13 protein-coding genes are annotated in these 15,888 nt (G+C 58.7%); 11 read left to right on the forward strand and 2 right to left on the reverse strand.

Going from position 1 to position 15,888, the window contains the following annotated elements; genetic code table 11:
• Nucleotides 1-42: 42 nt before the first annotated feature.
• From QO231_RS04705 to QO231_RS04735, 7 genes are all read left to right on the forward strand, one after another.
• Nucleotides 43-1,182: an efflux RND transporter periplasmic adaptor subunit gene (locus QO231_RS04705; protein WP_316773789.1), complete on the forward strand. Its 1,140-nt coding sequence runs from the start codon at nt 43-45 to the stop codon at nt 1,180-1,182.
• Between the two features lie 6 nt (nt 1,183-1,188).
• Nucleotides 1,189-4,314: an efflux RND transporter permease subunit gene (locus QO231_RS04710; RefSeq protein ID WP_316773791.1), complete on the forward strand. Its 3,126-nt coding sequence runs from the start codon at nt 1,189-1,191 to the stop codon at nt 4,312-4,314.
• Nucleotides 4,315-4,418: 104 nt separating this feature from the next.
• Complete coding sequence (locus QO231_RS04715; RefSeq protein ID WP_316773793.1) at nt 4,419-5,258, forward strand: OmpA/MotB family protein; 840 nt, start codon at nt 4,419-4,421, stop codon at nt 5,256-5,258.
• Nucleotides 5,259-5,349: 91 nt separating this feature from the next.
• A complete protein-coding gene (locus QO231_RS04720) occupies nt 5,350-6,651 on the forward strand; it encodes a flagellar hook protein FlgE (protein ID WP_316773795.1) in 1,302 nt (433 codons plus the stop codon).
• A gap of 47 nt (nt 6,652-6,698) precedes the next feature.
• The gene (flgK, locus tag QO231_RS04725; protein WP_316773797.1) at nt 6,699-8,138 is read left to right on the forward strand and encodes a flagellar hook-associated protein FlgK; all 1,440 of its coding nucleotides are present in this window, start codon (nt 6,699-6,701) and stop codon (nt 8,136-8,138) included.
• 3 nt (nt 8,139-8,141) lie between these two features.
• Nucleotides 8,142-9,149, forward strand: a complete 1,008-nt coding sequence (locus QO231_RS04730) for a flagellin (protein WP_316773799.1) — start codon at nt 8,142-8,144, stop codon at nt 9,147-9,149.
• Nucleotides 9,146-10,246, forward strand: a complete 1,101-nt coding sequence (locus tag QO231_RS04735) for a flagellar basal body P-ring protein FlgI (protein WP_394356567.1) — start codon at nt 9,146-9,148, stop codon at nt 10,244-10,246. Before QO231_RS04730 ends, QO231_RS04735 begins: the two co-directional genes overlap by 4 nt.
• Before the next feature lie 402 nt (nt 10,247-10,648).
• Here the strand turns inward: QO231_RS04735 and QO231_RS04740 are convergent, their stop codons facing one another.
• Entirely contained in the window at nt 10,649-10,807 is a 159-nt protein-coding gene (locus QO231_RS04740; protein WP_316773801.1) for a hypothetical protein, read from the reverse strand.
• 285 nt (nt 10,808-11,092) lie between these two features.
• Between QO231_RS04740 and QO231_RS04745 the strand changes: the two genes are divergently transcribed.
• The gene (locus tag QO231_RS04745) at nt 11,093-11,752 is read left to right on the forward strand and encodes a polysaccharide biosynthesis/export family protein (protein ID WP_316773803.1); all 660 of its coding nucleotides are present in this window, start codon (nt 11,093-11,095) and stop codon (nt 11,750-11,752) included.
• A 23-nt stretch (nt 11,753-11,775) separates the two neighbouring features.
• Entirely contained in the window at nt 11,776-13,194 is a 1,419-nt protein-coding gene (locus tag QO231_RS04750; RefSeq protein ID WP_316773805.1) for a hypothetical protein, read from the forward strand.
• A gap of 43 nt (nt 13,195-13,237) precedes the next feature.
• Here QO231_RS04750 and hpaR read toward each other — a convergent pair whose 3' ends face one another.
• Complete coding sequence (gene hpaR, locus QO231_RS04755) at nt 13,238-13,687, reverse strand: homoprotocatechuate degradation operon regulator HpaR (RefSeq protein WP_316773806.1); 450 nt, start codon at nt 13,685-13,687, stop codon at nt 13,238-13,240.
• 113 nt (nt 13,688-13,800) lie between these two features.
• Between hpaR and QO231_RS04760 the strand changes: the two genes are divergently transcribed.
• Nucleotides 13,801-14,196: a 5-carboxymethyl-2-hydroxymuconate isomerase gene (locus tag QO231_RS04760; protein ID WP_316773808.1), complete on the forward strand. Its 396-nt coding sequence runs from the start codon at nt 13,801-13,803 to the stop codon at nt 14,194-14,196.
• A 268-nt stretch (nt 14,197-14,464) separates the two neighbouring features.
• Nucleotides 14,465-15,877, forward strand: a complete 1,413-nt coding sequence (locus QO231_RS04765; RefSeq protein ID WP_316773809.1) for a pyridoxal phosphate-dependent decarboxylase family protein — start codon at nt 14,465-14,467, stop codon at nt 15,875-15,877.
• The last annotated feature ends 11 nt before the right edge of the window (nt 15,878-15,888 follow it).

A 15,888-nucleotide genomic window follows, 5' to 3' on the forward strand; every position in this document is an offset into this window, starting at 1 on the left:
CGTATATGGCGCGGTTGCACCCAAGAAGAAGGACCATGCCTCATGCATCCAGTCACCAATCTCCGGTCATACCTCGTGGTTCTGTGTTTGCCTGTCTGGATATCGGGTCACGGCGCCATTGCGCAGGAACAGGCTGCCCCACCCAAGGTCTCGATCGCGGCGGCCTATTCGAAAGAAATCATCGAAGAGGCGTCCTTCATCGGTGAAGGCGAAGCGATTGATCAGGTCGACATTGTTGCGCGCGTCAGCGGGTTTGTTGAGGCGGTTCTGGTCGAAGATGGCGCCACTGTTCAGAAGGATGACATCCTGTTTCAGATCGAGCCCGACAGCTATTCCGCTACCCTCGCCGCGCGAAAGGCCGATCTTGCCAAGGCACAGGCCGACCTGGAACTGGCAGGGATTGAATACGAAAGAAAGAAAGAACTGCTCGCACGTGGGTCGGCCCCGGAATCGGAACGGGACATTGCACGCGCCAACGAATTGGGGGCAGAAGCGTCTGTCCAGGCCGCCCAAGCGGCGATCCGGCAGGCCGAACTCGACTTGAGCTATACCGAAATTCGCGCGCCGTTTTCCGGCCGCGTTGGCCGTCTGTCGGTAAGCGAAGGCGAGCTTGTGAGCCCCTCTACCTCGTCGCTTGTCACGCTGGTGCGCGAGGCCCCCATCTATGTGCGGTTCTCGCTGAGTGAAAAACAACTGGCCAATGTGCTGCAGGATCTCGATACCAGCGCCGCTGAGCTGACAAAGTCGGACCAAAGCCCTGCCGTGCATGCCACCCTTCCCAACGGCACAACGCTGGAAGAGTCAGGAAAGGTCGTTTTCATCGACAACCGGATTTCGCCAACAACGGGCACGATCGCATTGCTCGCCGAGTTCAAGAACGAGCGCAAACAGATCATCGACGGTGCCTTTCTGCAGGTTCGGATCGAAGCCCCGGAACCGACGCTCAGGTTGCTCGTGCCGCAGGCTGCACTGCAACGTGACCAGCGCGGCGATTTCGTGTTGGTGGTGAACGCCCAGCAAATGGTCGAGCAACGCTATATCGAAGCGGGTGACCAGGTCGGAACAGAGATCATCGTCAACGAGGGGCTGCAAGAGGGGGAAAGCGTGATTGTGGAGGGCCTGCAACGGGTGCGTCCCGGCGTACAGGTCGATGCCATTCTTGCCGGTCAGCAGGAAGGGTAGAGCAGCGTGTTTTCCTCGATCTTCATCAGCCGGCCCAAGATGGCCATGGTCATCTCTCTGGTTCTGACAATCATGGGCGGCATCGGGTATGCCGTCCTGCCCGTCGAACAATTTCCCGATATCACACCTCCGGTTGTCAGCGTCAGCGCCAACTACACCGGCGCCAATGCCGAAACCGTCGAAAGCACGGTTGCCGCGCCCATCGAAGAGCAGGTCAACGGCGTCGATGACATGCTCTACATGTCGTCAGACAGTTCCGACACCGGGTCCTATTCGCTCTCGGTGACTTTCGAAGTGGGCACCGACGCCGATATCGCGTCGGTCAATGTCCAGAACCGCGTCGCGCAGGCCACTGCGAGCCTGCCATCAGAGGTGACTGCAACCGGCGTCGTTACCCAGAAATCATCGACCAACATGCTGCTGGTTGCCGTGCTCACCTCGCCGGAAGGCACCTATGACGAAGTCTTTCTGTCCAACTATGCCTCGATCAATCTAAAGGATGCTTTGGCGCGGGTGCAGGGGGTCGGCAAGGCCGAAGTCCTGACCGATTTCCAGTATGCAATGCGGATGTGGATGGACCCTGATCACATGGCGAGCCTGGGGATCACACCCGGCGATCTGATCCAGGCGATCCGCGAACAGAACCTCGAAGTCTCCGCTGGCCAGATCGGGGCGCCGCCGGTGCCCGAAGGGCAACAGTTTCAATACACCATCATGTCCAAGGGCCGGCTGACATCAGTGCAGGAATTCGAGAACATCGTGATCCGCACTGGCGAAGCCGGAAGCATCGTGCGCATGCGCGACGTGGCCATGGTCGAACTGGGTGCCAGCTATTACAATGCATCGGGGCGATACAACAACACCGCCGCCACGGTGCTGGCGATCTATCAGGCACCTGGCGCCAATGCGCTCGCGGTGTCGGAGCGCGTGCTGTCAGAGCTTGAACGCCTGTCATCGGGGTTTCCAGATGACGTCGAATACGAAGTTCCATTCAACAGCACGAATTTCGTCGAGCAATCGCTGAACGACGTGGTTACCACGCTGATCCTGACCTTTGTGTTGGTGATGTCGGTCGTGTTCATCTTTCTGGGCAACCTGCGCGCCACGATCATTCCGGCCGTGGCAATCCCCGTTTCGCTGATCGGAACCTTTGCGTTCCTTTTGCTCTTCGGGATGTCGCTGAACACGATTTCGCTCTTTGCGCTGGTTCTGGCCATTGGCATCGTGGTCGATGACGCAATCGTCGTGGTCGAAAACGTCGAGCGGCTCATTGCGGACGAAGGCCTGAGCCCACCAGAGGCGACCCGAAAGGCGATGGGTCAGATCACCGGCCCGGTCATCGCGACGACGCTGGTCCTGCTGGCGGTATTCGTGCCCGTCACGTTCATGCCCGGCATCACCGGTCGCCTCTACTCACAGTTTGCGATCACGATTTCGACGGCTGTTGTCATATCCTCGATCAACGCGCTGACCCTGTCTCCGGCGCTCTGCGCGCTGGTATTGCGACCACGCTCCGGGCCACCGACAGGGATCCTGAAGCGGTTCGAACAAGGAATCGATGTCACGAGAGGCGGCTATGTCGGGATCGTGCGGCGGCTGGTGCGGGTACCGCTTATCGGGCTTGCGATCCTTGTTGCGCTGATCGTCGGTGCGGGCGGTTTCATGAAGTCCCTGCCCGCCGGCTTCATTCCGCTTGAAGACAACGGCTATCTCTTTGTCGATGTGCAACTGCCCGATGCCGCCGCGTTGCAACGAACGGAACGGGTGACAGAACGGGTAAATGCGCAGATCTCGGATGTGCCGGGCGTCGCCAATACCGTTCTGGTCAACGGGTTCAGCCTGTTGGGCGGTTCCGGGTCCAACGGGGCGATGATCATCGTCAACCTGGATCCATGGGACGACCGGGCCGAACCCGCGTTGAGCGCTCAGAGTATTTTGAAGTCCATTATGGGGATTGCGTTTCAGGAAGCCAGCGCCAGCGTCATTGCATTCAATCCACCACCGATTTCCGGCCTCGGGATGAGTGCCGGTGTCGAAATGAAGATACAGCAGACCGGGGGCGGCACCGCACAAGATCTGTCGGCCGCGCTTGGCTCGCTCGTTTACGCCGCGAACCAGAGACCCGAAATCGCACAGGCCTACACGACCTTCCGCGCCAATGTACCCAAGGTGTTTGTCGATCTCGACAGGGAAAAGGCCAAATCCCTGAATGTGCCGGTAAGCGAGGTCTTTCAGACGCTACAGGCCTATATGGGGTCGTACTATGTGAACGACTTCAACCTGTTCGGTCGGGTCTATCGGGTGATGATACAGGCCGATGGCAGCTACCGCGACAAGGTCGACGATATCAAGGCGTTGTATGCCCGTTCGAGCACCGGCGAGATGGTGCCGCTTGGCACGCTGCTGGATGTCGAGAACGTGTTGGGGCCAATTCTGCTGAATCGCTACAACATGTTCCGCTCGGCGACGGTGACGGCGGTTGAGGCCCCTGGCCTGTCATCCGGAGATGCGATCCGTGTGCTGCAGGAAGAGGCGGCGACCGCTTTGCCTCCCGGGTTCTCCTATGAGTGGACAGGAACCGCACAGCAGCAATTGTCATCCGCCGGCATGGTCGTCGTCATTCTCGGGATGGCGGTGGTCTTTGGCTACCTCTTCCTGGTGGCGCAATACGAAAGCTGGACAATGCCCGTCGGGATCCTGTTATCGGTGACAGTGGCTCTGTTTGGGGCACTTGCAGCAGTCGCTGCGGTGGGCAGCGACGTGAACCTCTACACCCAGATCGGTATGATCATGCTGATCGGACTGGCGTCAAAAAACGCGATCCTGATTGTCGAATTCGCAATGGAACGGCGCGCCGCCGGGATGAGCACGGCCGAAGCGGCGCTTGACGCAGCGCGGCAGAGGTTTCGCGCTGTTATGATGACGGCCTTGTCATTCCTGTTGGGGGTTGTGCCGCTGATGGCCGCATCCGGTGCCGGGGCGGCCAGCCAAAGGGCCATCGGGTATGCTGTGTTCGGGGGCATGCTCGCCGCAACGGTCCTGGGCGTCATTCTGGTGCCTGTCCTATATGTCATCATGCAAAACCTTCGGGAATTCGTGAAAGGCCTGGGTCGGAAGAGGGCAGAGTCCTAGAAATTGACGGGATCCCCACCTCATTTCCCGGACAAGTTTACCTGTTAGCATGCCCTTAACGCATCGCCTGCTATCCCGGCTTTGGGTGAGAAAAGGTGGTGGAGATGAGTGCGCAGACAAATGTCGCGCCGGTCATCATCAAACGGAAAAAGGTCATAGTCGGAGGCGGCCACCATGGTGGCGCCTGGAAGGTCGCTTATGCGGACTTCGTGACGGCGATGATGGCATTTTTCATGTTGATGTGGCTGTTGAACGCGACGACGGAAAAACAACGCAAGGGGCTCGCGGATTACTTCGCGCCGACGATTCCGATCAACCGGGTCTCGGGTGGCGGTGATGGTGCCTTTGGCGGGACGAACATGTTCTCGGAAATGGATCTGCCACAGGACGGGACCGGGGCGGTAAACCGGTATCCCGACAATGCCCGCCAGTCGCAAGGCTCCGTCGGTGTCGATGACACTGGCGCCCTGGACCACGAACAGTTTCAGGTGATCGACGACGCTCTGCAGGGTCGCGGCGGCGAAAGCATGATCAGCGACGAGGCGCGCAAACACATCGTCACGCGGGTGACTGACGAGGGCCTGATCATCGAGGTATTTGCCCTCGATGGTGTCCCCCTGTTTGACGAAGGCACCGACAGGCCGACGCAGATGTTTCGCGACATAACCCAAATGATTTCTCGAATTTCAGGGTTGGTCACCAACGACCTGGCCATCAATGGCCATATCCGGGCGCACCCGGTCGTTCTGGCCAACAGTCCGGTTTGGGAGTTGTCGACGGCGCGCGCCGACCGAACGCGTACGCTGTTACAAGCGGCGGGAACGAATGCCACGCGTCTGCAGCGGATCTCGGGTCACGCGGATCGCAAGCCTGCTGTCAAGAACCGGATGGCAAACCGGAACAACCGCATCGAGGTGATCCTGCTGCGGAACACAACGCCGTGATATAGATAGGATTTTACCTGTTAGCGCGATGTTAAGTTGGCGCGCGTAGCTGTTGCCTCATCAGAGATTAATGCAGCAGAAAGGCGCGCTAATGACCATTTCCTCTTCGCTTAACGCGGGAATCGCGGGGCTCTCCGCGAATTCAACCCGACTGGCGTCGATTTCCGACAACATCGCCAACTCCTCGACCTACGGGTACAAACGGGTAGAGTCGGATTTCCACTCGATGGTCATCTCCTCGTCCGGTGGGTCGTATTCCGCTGGCGGCGTTCGGGCCACGTCCCAGCGCATGATCGATGAACAGGGTCCGCTCGTTTCCACGTCCAATTCCACCGATCTGGCGGTACGCGGTCGCGGAATGCTCCCAGTTGCGGCCTATGCAGACGTGAACAGCGGCGATGGCGATCAGACCATGATGCTGACGTCGACAGGTTCATTTCGCGCTGACAAGCAAGGCTACCTGAAAACGGAGTCCGGGCTGGTTCTGCTGGGATGGCCGGCGCTGCCGGACGGTACGATCCCCAGTTATGCAAGGGATACCCCCGATGGATTGGAGCCTGTCCAACTGCTGGTCAACGAAGTGACCGGCGAACCGACAACAAGCATTGACGTCAGCCTGAACCTGCCGGCAACCGACACGAACGCATCCTCTGACGGCACCGTACAATCCGTTTCCATCGAGTATTTTGACAATACCGGCACATCCGAGAGCATCTCCATCACGATGATACCGACCGTACCCGCCTCCGGGGACTCGAACGAATGGACCATGGTGCTTCGCGATACGGCATCGGGCGGTGCCACCATCGGTGAATATGTCCTGACCTTTGACGATTCTCGTGCAAACGGCGGCACCCTGGCGACTGCCACAACCGTGTCTGGCGGTGCATATGATCCGACATCCGGCAGCATGATCGTGAATGTTGATGGCGGCCCGATCGAAATTACCATCGGCGGACCGGGCCATGAGGGTGGCCTTTCACAGCTGTCCGATACGTTCGCGCCAATCTCCATCGAGAAGGACGGATTTCCTGTCGGGAACATGACAGGCGTAGAAGTTGACGCAAACGGACTCGTGCGCGCGCAGTTCGATAACGGTGCCGCGCGTACCATCTTTCAAATCCCACTGGTGGATATGCCCAACCCCAACGGCATGATATCACTGGATCAGCAGACCTACATGCCATCGCCGGATAGCGGATCGTACTTCATGTGGGACGCCGGGGATGGACCGACCGGTGAGATTGTCGCCTATGCCCGCGAAGAATCCACAACCGACGTGGCAAGCGAACTCACGTCGATGATCCGGACTCAGCGAGCCTATTCCTCGAATGCAAAGGTCATCCAGACCGTCGATGAGATGCTTCAGGAAACCACCAACATCAAACGCTGACCGATTGGTCAGGGCGCGACTGAAGCGCAAGAACAGGAGCCGCAGACATGAGTATTTCATCGGCGCTGAACAGTGCGCTGTCCGGCCTGAACGCCGCAAGCCGTGCATCGGGCATCGTCTCGGACAACCTCGCAAATGTCATGACGCCCGGATATGCACGCCGGTCTCTGGAGCTCTCATCGGCTGCAGAAACCGGCCCGGGAGTCAGGGTTGTGGGTGTTCATCGCCATAGCGATCCGGTCATCCTTTCGGACCGCCGCAGCGCGGATGCCGAGCGTGGCAATGCACAGGTTCTGTCCGATTTCCATGTCCGCTTCGAAACGCTGGTCGGAGACGGAACGGACACGAGTTCTCTCGGCATGCGGCTCGCCAAATTCGAAAGCAGCCTGATCACCGCCGCCAGCAACCCCGATTCAACGCAGCGGCTGGATACGGTTGCTTATGCCGCAAAGGACTTGGCTGGCGCGATCAACGTCGCCGCCGAAGGGTTGCGAAACATGCGGTCCCAAGCAGACGCAACCATCGGAGCTCAGGTCGAACAGCTCAACCAGACCCTGGGCAATGTGCAAAAGCTCAACGCTCGGATCACGTCGACCCTGTCATCGGGCGGCGATGTATCTGCCTTGCAGGATCAGCGCCAGTCGCTCGTAGACCAGATCAACACGATCGTTCCGATCAATGTTGTCGAACGGAATTATGGCCAGATTGCGCTCTATACGGATGGCGGTGCGATCCTGATCGATGGGCCTTCCGCCGAACTTGGATTTTCGCCGGCCAGCGACACGGTTCCCGAAATGACACTGTCTGGTGGCGGGCTGTCAGGGCTCACGGTCAACGGCATACCTGTCACCGAACGCGCCATTGCCGGCGGAACCCTCGCCGCGAATTTTGAGATCAGGGATGACGTTGCCGTATCGGCGCAGACTGATCTTGATGCGATGGCCCGCGACCTGATCGAACGATTCGAAACAACCACGCTTGATCCTACGACGCCTGCGGGCGAGCCGGGCCTGTTCACCGATGCTGGCGTGGTGTTTGACCCCGCAAATGAAATCGGGCTCGCCAATAGGCTTAGCCTGAACACACTGGTTGACCCGACCGAAGTAGGCGAGAGCTGGCGTCTGCGCGCGGGACTTGGCGCTGCCGATCCCGGAGAGAGCGGCGACGCCCGCCAGTTGAAGGCGTTCTCGGCCATACTACAGGACGGGCGCGCCACCGGATCGTCCGTCTTTGGGACCGGGCTTGCCAGCGCCGCCGACATTGCGTCGGATTTGACGTCCCGCGTGGCAGTTAACAGCGATAGAGCGGCGGGCATCCTAGCCTTTGCATCGGTCAATCAAACCGAAATGGCCCGGATCGAGGCAGCGCAGGGTGTCGATACAGACGCCGAACTGCAGCAGTTGATGATCGTCGAGCGGGCCTATGCCGCCAATGCGCGGATGATCCAGACGATCGACGAAATGATGGAAACGCTTCTGAGGCTTTGACAAATGAACATGACATCCATTGGTGATCTCGCGAATTCAATCATGCTTCGGCAGCGGAGCGTGCAGCTTAGTCAAAACATATCGACATTGTCACAGGAACTGAGTTCAGGTCAGGTATCCGACGTGTCGGGTCGGCTGGGCGGCGACTATTCCTATCTCACGGATATTGATCGCAATCTTGCAAGGCTCGATGGATTCGCGGTGTCGGCAAGTGAGGCTGCCATGTTTTCAGGGTCGGCCCAGACCAGTCTTGAGCGCCTCCATGATCTTTCGGCATCGCTCAGCAGTTCACTGATCACCTTTGATGCGACCAGCACCGATGCCTTGCGCGAGCATCTGGCAGTACGCGCCGAGGCAGATATCGCATCCGCCATATCCGCCCTTAACGCATCAGCCGGGGGTCGAAGCCTGTTTGGCGGGACGGCGACCGACCGCCAACCGCTCGGAACCGCAGACACACTCATGGGAGAACTCCGGGCGTTGGTCACCGGCCTGACCACCGCAGGTGACGTCGAAATGGCCGTGGATACCTGGTTTGCGGATCCGGCTGGCTTTGAAACAGCCATGTATCAGGGCTCCGATGATCTCCTTGCGCCCATTCAGATTGGTGAAGGAGAAGAAGTGTCATTGGCGCTTACCGCGCAAGATCCGGTGTTTCGTGATACGCTTCGCGATATGGCGCTTGCGGCTCTGGCTGGTGATCCCGATCTGGGATTTGATCGGGCGACACAGGACAACCTGTTTCGTACGGCAAGCGAGGGCATGCTGGCCAATCAGGATAGCTTGACAGGGGTTCGCGCAGATCTCGGATTTGCCGAGGCACGGATAGAGGAGATTTCGGCGCGCAATTCCGCCGCCCGAACCAGCCTGGAATACTCCAGAGCTGCTCTCCTTGAGGCCGACCCGTTTGAAACTGCAACCCGGCTGGAAGAGGCACAATTCCAGCTTGAGAGCCTTTACACCGTGACGGTGCGTTCCGCCAATCTGTCGCTGCTGAACTTCCTCTCATGATGATGCTTCGACTTCTCCTCCTATGCCTGTTGTTGCCAGTCACAGCCCAGGCCAACACAATCAGACTGAAGGATCTGGTTGAATTCGACGGGGTTCGTGGCAACGATCTCGTCGGATATGGTCTGGTGGTGGGGTTGAACGGCACCGGCGACGGTTTGCGAAACTCGCCCTTTACCGAAGAAATCATGTCCAACATTCTTGAACGCCTTGGCGTCAATGTGACCGGCGAACAACTTCGCCCCAAGAACGTGGCCGCGGTTATCGTGACCGCCAGCTTGCCGCCGTTTGCGCGGGTCGGCGGGCAGATCGATGTGATGGTTTCTGCCATCGGCGATTCTGACAGCCTTCTCGGCGGGACCCTTATCATGACTCCGCTCAACGCCGCCGACGGACAGATCTATGCCGTGGCTCAAGGCACAATCCTGGCAGGCGGGATCGTGGCCGAAGGAGAGGCCGCATCGGTAACGCAGGGCGTCCCGACTGCCGGTGTCATACCATCCGGCGCGCGCGTCGAACGCGAGATCGACTTTGAGCTCTCGTCGCTTGCAAGCATGCGGCTGGCACTCCGAGAGCCTGATTTCACCACAGCCGGGCGCATCGAAAATGCCATCAACCGAGAGTTTCGGCGGACAGTTGCGGTCATGCGTGATTCGGGGACGGTTGAACTCGACATTGCCGCGACGCGCATGTCGTCCACCGCCCACGCGATAGGCCGGATCGAGAACATTCTTGTCGAACCACAATTGAAGGCGCGTGTGGTGGTTGATCAACGCTCTGGAACCATTGTAATGGGCAGTGACGTACGGCTGTCGCGGGTCGCCGTTTCACAGGGGAATCTCACTTTGCGCATAGAAGAAACGCCTGCTGTCGAGCAACCCAACCCGTTTGCAGAAGGCGCGACTGTCGTGGTGCCACGCACCGGTGCGGCCATTGACGATGACGAGGGGATCGCTCTTGCTGAGGTCCCGGAGGGTACCTCACTCTCTGAAGTGGTAGCCGGCTTGAACGCACTGGGAGTCTCACCGCGCGATATGATCGACATTCTGAAGAGTTTGAAAGCTGCGGGGGCGCTACATGCTGAATTTGTCGTACGCTGAGGTCTGAAGCAAAGTGCAGACGCTTTGGCTAGTATCTTTGTCTATTACGTTCCGCGTTAAGCCTGACGCACCCAACGCCGCCTGAAATGATAGATTTCAATGCGTTGGGTTGCGGCAGATGATCCAAGTGATACGCAGAACGCATTAGATCGGAGGTTTTCGCGGTATGGCCGGGGGCGTTTTTTTTATTTTCTGGAACTGCACAAGAACTGGGCTACGGACTCGAGAGCCGCGGGTCATCAACCATTGGCCGGCCAAACCGCGACACAGTGCCGATGGAGCTCGGCTGGTGACGCCCTTTGCCCGGCGACCGATCCATGTCACTTGCGAACGCAGGCGCCTCGCGAACGGGTGATCATGTCGTCAGACCAGTCCGGTCAACTCGGCAGACCGTCATTCAATTCAATAGATCTGCTTGACCAAAGCACGATCACCCTGGTGGCGCCGTGCGCCCGAGGCGATCACGAAAATCAATGACGCAATCAGAGCAGTAAATGATCCTGTGAGAGAGTAATTCACCGCCGCAAGCGCCAGCGAACCATCAAACAACAGGGTTGCCAAGGCGCCAACCGCACCCCCCATAGATCCCAGAATGACGAAACTTAGTATCACGGCTCTTCCCAGTATGAGTCCCAATATCTGTAGTATTGGAATACTCTACCTATAATTGCGCTCCACAATACATGCAATCAGAAAGAGAGCACCCATATGTCCATCAGCTCCCCGGCGTATGGGTCCGTTTCTACACGTCCCTCGGACCGTAACCTGTTGCAGGATCGGCACGAACGACACTTCAGTTCAAAACAACACCTACCGGGCTTGAAAACTGCTTTGGAACACAGGAAAATGCGCCTAAAATTCCCTTTGGGGCGACGCGGACGCACCTATCAGAGAAAGCCTGACATGCAACGGTTCATAGCACTTATTGTATCTCTACTGGTCCTGCCACTTGCGGCTTCACAGGCGCAAGCACAGAGTTCCTACAAGATCAAGGCCGGCGACGTCTTGCGGATCGAGGTTCTTGAAGACTCCAGCCTCAACGGAGAGAGCATTGTCCTGCCCGACGGGCGAGTCTCTGTGCCGCTTGTTGGGACGGTGCCGGTCAGCGGTCGCAATGTCGACGATGTGCGTGCAGACCTGGTGGCGAGGCTGCGACCCAACTTTGCTTCCGATCCGACCGTGTATGTGTCTCTATCCAGCGTTGCCACGCGTGAACCGGCGACACCTCGCACCTTTACGATCTATATGCTCGGTGAAGTTGCGACCCCCGGCACTCTTGAAGTTGAACGCGGAACCACCTTCCTGCAGGCGCTGGCACAGGGCGGTGGGGTGACCCGATTTGGCGCAACCAAGCGCCTGCAACTGCGTCGCGCCGGCTCGGATGGGCGGATGCAGGTCTATACTTTCAACGTAAAAGCCATCATGGATGGCAAATCCAGTTTGAACACCCCGGTTCTGAGAGAGGGTGACGTCATAATCGTGCCGCAACGTCGGTTGTTCGAATAAGAAACCCGTTCAAGGGGGCAGTGTTGAGCAAGTGTCTGATCCGAAGTGCCGCGATTGTTGGCCTGACAGCTACGGCTGTTCCTCCTGCCTATGCGCAGGACGAAGAGGAATATGGAAGCATTCGCCAGCGGATCAGGGTCGAACAGAATTTCATTGCTGGCGACAACCTTGGCCTCGAAAGCCCGAGCGAAGGGCGCACATCGCTTTCCACCACCCGCCTCACCTACGGGCTGCAAAGAGAAACGGCGACGCAGCAATTATCACTTGCCGTCGGTGCCGGCCTGCGGTTTGGCAATATTGCCACCGGAAACACCATGAAGACCGGTTTCGTCGATCCGCTGATCGCGTTTCGCTATAATCGCGAGGGGGCCAATGCCCTCTTCTCTTTTGACGCGGATTATCAGCAGACCGACATTTCGCTGGACCAACCGCTTTGGACATTTCTGGATTCGGATGGCATCGTGACGCCACCTGCCGATTTTTCCGACATTCGGGGATCTGGTGAACGGCGTGCCTACAATGTTGGTGCTTTCCTCGAAACGGGTCTGAATGATCCGTTCGGTTTGCGGCTCCGGGCGCGCACCAGCGGCACCAACTATATCGATACCACGGATGCGGATCTGGACGACTACGACAACACAAGTCTTGGCCTCACCGGCCTGTTCCGTTTCAACCCTGTGACCACCGCGACCGTCGATCTTTCCTATCTGAAATATTCCAGCGCCGACTCGGCGGACACGGATCGCGAAACCCGCGCGGTTCAGGCCGGCTTCATCCGTGAACTATCGAGCATTTCGACGCTGACGTTCAGTGCCGGCTTCTCCACCGTCGACAGCACCCTGACGGATCCGATCACCGGTGTGCGTTCGACGACGAGAGCCGAAGGCCCGGTCGGCGGCATAGATTATGACACCGCAATGCCGAACGGGACATTCAATGTCGGCTTTGACGTCTATCAGAATCAGGATGGCCAGCGCGGAACCCTGCTGATGGCCCGTTCGCTGGAACTTCCGAGTGGCAGCCTGTCGGGCAATATCGGCGTGACACAACTCGACCAATCCGATCCGCAAGTGATAGGCGGGCTCAACTGGGTCTACAATCTCCCGTCCAGCAGGTTCACGTTGATTCTGGACCGCGCCGTCTACACAGACAGCAGCGACGAAGACCGCCTGACAAATCTGCTCGTGGCCGGCTACAGCCACGAGATTAACCAGGTTTCAAGCCTGTCTGTAGACCTTTCGATGTCCTATACCGAAGCAGCCGTCGGTGAAGACGCCACCGAGCGCGCCGGCCTCGTGGTTGCCTACAATCGCGAACTGAACGAGAACTGGAGTTTCAACACCGGAGTCGCCTTCAGAACGCTTCAGGACAATGACATCGGAGAAGCCGACGCGACCGCCCTTTTCTTTGGCATCGGGCGAAATTTCGATCTTTCGCGCTGACATAGGGCAAGCGCCAGGGTGCACAGCGGGCTAATCGTGCGTATCAGTCCGGCTCGCTGCCTGCCTGTGCCGCTTCGAGTTCATTCAGCAAATCCAACAGTGCTTCGTAGCGTTCGGCACCGATTTGCGCCCTTGTCTGCTCCAGTACCGCGAGACTCGCCGGGAGGTGGGCCGCGATCAGCGCGGCGCCTGCCTTGGAAATCTGCACGACCTGCTTGCGCTTGTCTTCACTGTCCTGCCTGCGCGTTATCAGTTGTTTTTCGTCGAGTTTCTGCAAGATCCGGGTCAGGCTGGGCAGCAGCAAACAGGCGAGTTCGGCAATCCGCGTCGGCTCCATCGGGCCGTCCTCTTCCAGAACCCGAAGCACGCGCCATTGTTGCTCGGTAATTCCGACGCCAGACAACATGTCGCGAATTGGGCCCATGACCCGTTCACGAGCGCGCAGCAAGGCAATGGGGAGAGATCGCGAGGTCTTGGTGTATTGAGGTGTCATCTAGCTGTTCTGCCTTTCAATGCTGCCTAGCGCAATCCAAGACTACACGAGCAAGGTGCTTGACATTCAAGCAATATTATTTGACATGTTAACTAAATGCGAGAGGGATATCGATGCCCCATCTGACGGTCGACTATTCGGCAAACATGGAAGACCGCGTGGACATCGCATCCTTTTGCGATGTCCTGCGGCGGGCTGCAATCGAAACGGGCATCCTTCCGATGCCCGGAATACGCGTTCGAGCGTTCCGCGCAGATCACGTCTCGATTGCGGATGGCGCGATCGAACATGGCTATATCGACATTTCGGTGCGCCTGCGTGGAGGCCGCGATCTGGCCTCGCGCAAGGCAGCCACGCAGATCCTGTTTGATGCTGCCAAGACGTTCCTTGCTCCGGTCTTCGCTCAGCATTCCGTCGCCCTGTCGTTCGAGATGCGTGACATCGATCCTGATCTCTCGCCCAAGTACGGCACAATTCGCGATCACCTTGCTTCGGGCCTTTCCACATGACCAAGCCGCGCCCCAATATTGCCGCCGCCAAGTGTCTCGCAACGGGCAATAAGTGCAGAACACCGGCGAGAATGCCCGATCCCCATCAGGCATCGCCCCGGATCAGACGCCCCGCCAACCGCAAACAGGACTCATTCATGCCCTTCCCTGCCTCAAACACGTTTCCAATGTCCTGCGCCAGCAGGTCTCGACCGCTGGACCCCCGTCAACTCAACACGCGCGACGCGGGCTTTTGCCTGACTGGTGCACTCAAGCCGATTTCCACGTTATGAACTGGGATGAATTCGGATCATGGGGCCGCCGCGTTTCGGATTGGGCGCAGGACTATCACCTCACCGTGGGCGATCGCCCGGTCAGGGCGCAAACCCGGCCCGGAGACATCCTGAACGCCCTGCCCGCTGCTCCACCGAACACCCCGGAAGACATGGAAGAGGTATTCCGCGATTTCGAAGACATCGTGATGCCGGGGATCACCCATTGGCAGCATCCCCGCTTCTTTGCCTATTTCAACTCCAATGCCGCCGCCCCATCGGTTCTGGCGGAATTTCTGGTCAGCGCCATCGCGCCTCAGTGCATGCTCTGGCAAACCTCACCCGCTGCGACCGAATTGGAAACCCGGATGATGGATTGGCTGCGCCAGTCACTCGATCTGCCCGATGGTTTTGCCGGTGTCATTCAGGACAGCGCGAGCTCAGCAACACTGGCTGCCGTTCTGACCATGAGAGAAAAGGCGCTGAACTGGACCGGCAACTCCGCCGGGCTGACCGGGCGTGCACAGCTCAGGGTCTATTGCTCGGACGAAGTCCATACCTCGGTCGATCGCGCCATCTGGGTTTCCGGAATCGGGCAAGACAATCTCGTACGCATCCCCATCAAGGGGGATTGGCGCGGCATGGACCCGGAGGCGCTCGACGCCGCCATCCGAGCCGACAAGGCCGCCGGGCTGACCCCGGCAGGCGTGATCCTCTGTGTCGGCGGCACCGGCACCGGCGCGACCGACCCGGTAGATGCTTGTCTGGACGTCGCGGCGCGCCATGGGCTCTTTACCCATGTGGATGCGGCCTGGGCCGGGTCGGCGATGATTTGTCCCGAATTTCGACATTATTGGCCGGGTATCGAACGCGCCGACAGCATCGTGTTCAACCCGCACAAATGGCTTGGCGTGCAATTCGACTGCTCGGCTCACTTCCTGCGCACTCCCCAAGACCTCGTGCGAACGCTGGCTATTCAACCCGAATACCTGAAAACCCACGGCCATGATGGTATCATCAATTACTCCGAATGGTCGGTGCCGCTGGGCCGCCGGTTCCGCGCGCTCAAGATCTGGTTCTTGCTGCGCGCCTATGGGCTGGAGGGGCTGCGGAACCGCTTGCGCAACCATATTGCCTGGTCAGTTGCACTGCATGACCAGCTGGCGGCGACGCCGGGTTTTGAAATCGTGACGCCGCCCATGTGGTCGCTTTTTACCTTTCGCTATGTCCCCGGCGGCACGGTTGATCCCGATGATCTGAACCTGCGGCTGGTCAATACGATCAACGATGACGGGCGCATTTACCTGACACAGACACGGGTTGATGGTGATCTGGTGATCCGGTTTCAGGCTGGGCAATTCGAGACAACCGAAGAGGATGTGATGATGGCCTATGACGTGATCACCGAAATCGCTGCGGTGCTGAAATGAAACCGGCACGC

The organism is Sedimentitalea todarodis, assembly GCF_032595355.1.
GTDB classification, from domain to species: domain Bacteria; phylum Pseudomonadota; class Alphaproteobacteria; order Rhodobacterales; family Rhodobacteraceae; genus Sedimentitalea; species Sedimentitalea todarodis.